The sequence below is a fragment of the Mycobacterium sp. TH-M106 genome, assembly GCF_057473765.1.
This window is the reverse complement of the sequence record NZ_JBYCLE010000269.1, coordinates 1-3,905: the sequence shown is the minus strand read 5'-3', so window position 1 is coordinate 3,905 and position 3,905 is coordinate 1. Positions and strand designations below refer to the sequence as shown.

Sequence of the window (3,905 nt, the reverse complement as noted above, 5' to 3'; positions counted from 1 at the left end):
ACGCCGAGCGGTTCGCCCGCTTCCCGATGAAGCGGGTCTGGCCCGACATGCTCAGCGTGCTGGGCGCCCAGAAGCGCGGCGCCACCGGGGCCATCGGCACCCCGGACGCGGTCCGCAACGAAGACTACGACCTGATCTGCATCGGCTCGCCGACCTGGTGGCAGACCGTGAGCATGCCGATGCGGTCCTTCTTGGCATCGGGCGAGGCGGGAAAGCTGCTGGCCGGCAAGCCGTTCGCGGTGTTCGTCGTGTGCCGACGGTACTGGCGGGAGAATGCGGCGGCGGTGCGTGAGCTCGCCGAACAGCAAGGCGGTGGCTACGCCGGCGAGATCCACTTCACCTACCCCGGCGACACACTGCGCTCGATGCTGTCGCTGACCAGCTACCTGGGCAGCGGACAGTACCGAAAGAGGTACCTGGGTGTGCGCATTCCGCCCACCAACGTCTCAGCTGAGCAGCTGCAGCAGACGCGGGTGTTCGCTGCCGGTCTCGCCGACCGGCTGTTCGGGTAGCTGTCGATGCCGCGTTCGTTCGAGTTGTCGTTCACCTCGCCCGCCAGCGTCGAGCAGCTTGTCGCGGCGTTCGGCGACGAGGACTACTGGCTGGCCCGGCTCGCGGCCTTCGGCGGCGACAAGACGCTGGACTCGCTGGTCGTCGGCCCGGACGGCGCCGTGACGGCGGTGGTCACCGAGGACCTGCGCCGTGGCCTGCTGCCGGGGATGCTTGCCAAGCTGTATCGCGGTGACCTGAAGATCGCGAGCACCGAGGTGTGGCGTCCGGCCGGTGACGGCCGGACGCGCGGAGAGATCAGCGTCGCGGTGATTGGCGCGCCCGGCTCCGGCCACGGGGTGGCCGTGCTGGCCCCGTCCGGGACTGGCTCGCGGCTGGATTTCACCGCCACGGTCGAGTTCAAGGTCCCGCTGGTCGGCGGGACGATCGAGGGCCTGGTGGCCCGCCAGTTCGCCGACGGGATCCCGCAGATTCAGTGCTTCACCACCACCTGGGTCGTCGAGCATGGCTGACACCGCAGGCTCCGTGGATCCCGCGGCGGCCGCCGCCGAGGTGTTGGCGCGGCTGGACATGCCGCTGGCCGAGGCGATGATGACCCAGCGTGCGGTGCGGCGGGTGCTCCCCGACCCGGTCGACGACGCCGTGGTGCTCAAATGCATCGAGTTGGCGCTGCGGGCACCGACCGGCAACGACTCGCAGAACTGGGAGTTCGTCGTCGTCAAGGACCACCGTGTGAAGGAGAAGCTGGCCCGGCGCTACCGCCAGGCCTGGCGGGTTCAACGCGGCGTGGTGCTGCGGCGTGCCGTGGCCCGCGATGAGTCGATGGCCAAGATCACGCGGGCGATCCAGTGGCAGGTCGACCACTTCACCGAGATCCCGGTGCTGGTGGTGGCCTGCCTGCGACTGGGCGCCCGGAAGGGACGGCTGCCGTTGGTGCGGATGCCCCACGTCGCCGAGTCGGGCTACTGGGGGTCGATCTACCCCAGTGTGCAGAACCTGCTGCTGGCCGCGCGCGCCATGGGCCTGGGCGCCTCGCTGATCACCCTGCCGCTGTGGAGTGTGGCGTCGGCCCGCCGGACGCTGGGCCTGCCGCACGGGGTGACGCCGTGCTGCATCGTGCCGCTGGGCTGGCCGCGCGGACGGTACGGGCCGACCACCCGCACGCCGGTGGAGCAGGTGACGCATCTGGACGCCTATGGCCACCGTGCCTGGCTGCAGCGCTGACCAGCGGATTTGCCCTTTCGATTCGACCGCCGACGCCCGATCTGGTAACTTCGGGCTGAACCAGGGGATTTAGCTTCCACTTCGGTAAAACTCAGCGTAGCTAGGACCGTTGACTAGGAGGGGCATCATGGGGGCGATCGGGCATTCGTGTCTGAGCGTGGGTGTGGCACTGGCGCTGGCCGGTGGCGTCGCCGTCGCGCCGATTGCCCCGCAGCCGCCCGAGATCCCCGTCGTCGGCCCGGCGCTGCGGCTGGCGGCCGGCGAGTCGATCCTCAACATCCCGATCAACCTGCTGTTCGATGTGATCAGCGTGCCGGCCAACGAGCTCAACGGCCTGCAGATGTTCGCCGATTCGGGGTTCTTCTCCGGAAGCTGGTTGGTCCCGAGCGCGACGAACCTGTGGGGAACCGACCCCGGCGACATCGGGCATTACTACGCGCTGGCCAACATGCTGTTGCCGTTCCCGGTGCTGGCCAACGGTATCGCCGACCAGTTCACGGGTTACGCGGAGGCGGAGTTCCCGGTCAGCCCATGGTGCGACGCCCAGAGCTGCATGCCCATCTTCCCGACCAGCCCCATCACCGGCATCACCCCGATCGACCAGCTCATCTGGGGTGGGTTGGTCGGAAGCAGCCTAGTGCCGTTTTCGCCCACCAGCGCCCTCGTGCCGTTTCCGCTGGATGACAACTGGCAACAGGTGCCGATTTCGCAGCTGCTGAGCGGATATACGTTCACCGCTGCAGACGACCCCGGCTACTACGATCCCAGTGGCCCGGCGTACGCCAACGCCGAATGGCCGACCCCGCAGACCCCGCCGGGAGTCCCGCCGGGCCCGTTCGCGCCGACGACGGCGGTCACCCTGCCCGATGGGCAGACCGTATACGAGATGCCGTGGGCCAACACCACATTCACGCTGGACCCGATCAAGCCGTTGACGGACTTTCTCAACAGCCTGATGGCGTCACCGTCGTCGGACTCGCTCCAGCTTCTCGACCCGCTCACCCCTATCCAGACGATTCAATCGCTGCTCGCGGCCCTGGTCATCTCCTTCGACCCGTTCACCCCGGGCAGCCCGCTCTGCCCGCTGGGGTGCCCTGTGCCTGAACCGCTGACCATCCCCGGGATCGTGAGCCTCATCGGCAGCCTGCCGGCCGGGAACCCGCAGATCGACGCGTGGCTTGCCGCGTGGCAGACACACAGCGCGACAAACCCCGATGTCAACTGGGCGACGCCGGAGCAGATCCACCTCCAAGAGCACTACCTGCTCAATTTCGATTTCAACGATTCGAACAACCCGGGGTGGCCGCCGTTCGAGACGATGCCCGCTTCGCCTCCCGCGGTGGATCCCAGCACGGCAACCCTGCCGGCCGACGGCCTGACGGGTCTGTTCGGTACGGCGTTGGCGGACCTGTCGGCGTTCTGGGCAGAGCTGGTGGGCTCGCTGTAATCAGTGCCGCGACAATCCCACATCAATCCCTGTCAATCCCGTGCGAAGCTATACGCCCGGTAGGTGAACTCCCCGCTGTGCAGCGCGCCGTTGAACGCCCAGTCGGTCATGTCGCTGGCACAGCGGGTCAACCGGCGTGGAATCGCCGCCTGGTGCCGGCTGATCAGGTCGTGCTTGCGCGCCGAGTTCAGCTCATTGCCCCGAAGTACCTGCGCACCGATGTCCGTGCGGGAAAGCAGCCGCAGCGGGGCGTCGGCCAGCGTCGCGTCCCACTCGGCGAGACCGCGGCGCCGGCGGAAATCCGCGTACAGGAAATGGCCGCCCGGGCGCAGCACCCGGGTCACTTCCGCGAGAAAGCGCGAAAAGTGCGGATACAGGTGCGAGGCTTCGACGTTGAGCACCGCGTCGAAGGACTTATCGGCGAAGGGCAGGTTCTCGGCGTTGCCGTGCACGAAATCCAGGCCAGCCACGTGGTGTCTGCTCCGGCAGAACTCGATGCCCGCCGGGTTCAAGTCCAGTCCGGTGTAGGAGGCGGGGTTCAGCGTGCGCACCAGATACGAGGCGCCGCCGCCGTGACCGCAGCTGACCTCCAGCACCCGTCTGCCCCTCAGATCGGCCTGGGCAGCGGTGCGGTGGTAGAGCTGGATGAAGAACCGGTGCGGCTCGTCGGATGCCGCCAGCGGCAGGCCCATCGGCGGATGCTCCTCGTAGCCGTAGTTGAAGA

5 protein-coding genes are annotated in these 3,905 nt (G+C 68.0%); 4 read left to right on the top strand and 1 reads right to left on the bottom strand.

The features are described 5' to 3' along the window. The 4 genes from AC2VOP_RS09355 to AC2VOP_RS09340 all read left to right on the top strand — a co-directional run. Positions 1-512: flavodoxin family protein (locus AC2VOP_RS09355; RefSeq protein ID WP_486960697.1), on the top strand; the 512-nt coding region annotated here is incomplete at its 5' end. A gap of 6 nt (positions 513-518) precedes the next feature. Continuing rightward, positions 519-1,022 (top strand): DUF2505 domain-containing protein, encoded by a 504-nt coding sequence (locus AC2VOP_RS09350; protein WP_486960696.1) that lies wholly within the window; start codon positions 519-521, stop codon positions 1,020-1,022. Then, on the top strand, positions 1,015-1,734 hold the full coding sequence (locus AC2VOP_RS09345; RefSeq protein ID WP_486960695.1) for a nitroreductase family protein: 720 nt from the start codon (positions 1,015-1,017) through the stop codon (positions 1,732-1,734). The genes AC2VOP_RS09350 and AC2VOP_RS09345 overlap by 8 nt, the downstream gene beginning before the upstream one ends. Positions 1,735-1,861: 127 nt before the next feature. Continuing rightward, the gene (locus AC2VOP_RS09340; protein ID WP_486960694.1) at positions 1,862-3,181 is read left to right on the top strand and encodes a hypothetical protein; all 1,320 of its coding nucleotides are present in this window, start codon (positions 1,862-1,864) and stop codon (positions 3,179-3,181) included. Positions 3,182-3,213: 32 nt separating this feature from the next. Here the strand turns inward: AC2VOP_RS09340 and AC2VOP_RS09335 are convergent. Then, the coding region (locus AC2VOP_RS09335; protein WP_486960693.1) for a phthiotriol/phenolphthiotriol dimycocerosates methyltransferase at positions 3,214-3,905 on the bottom strand (692 nt) is incomplete at its 5' end.